Source organism: Alicyclobacillus sp. CIJ1 (genome assembly GCF_057538885.1).
The window spans coordinates 1-287 of the sequence record NZ_BAAJPH010000039.1 but is presented as its reverse complement, the minus strand read 5'-3'; the positions used below and the strand labels follow the sequence as shown (position 1 = coordinate 287).

Genomic DNA, 287 nt, shown 5'->3' with positions numbered 1-287 from the left:
TCTTCCTCGGGGTACTGAGATGTTTCACTTCCCCCGGTTCCCCGCTTAACGCCTTTCGGCCTTAAGCTGCTGGCGCTTCCCGCCAGCGGGTTCCCCCATTCGGACATCCACGGATCTCAGCCCGCTTACGGCTCCCCGTGGCATTTCGGCGTTCGCCCCGTCCTTCTTCGGCTCTTGGCGCCTAGGCATCCACCGTGTGCCCTTCCTAGCTTCACCTTGCCTTTCTCCCTATGCACTTGCCAAGGTCCTCCGAGAGAGCTCTCGCTCCCTCAAAACTAAACACACCC

General features: G+C 60.6%; 1 rRNA gene. It reads right to left on the bottom strand.

Annotated features, from left to right (window positions below):
• A 23S ribosomal RNA gene (locus tag AC27E8_RS00290) occupies positions 1-216 on the bottom strand; the annotation flags it as partial.
• Positions 217-287: the final 71 nt, after the last annotated feature.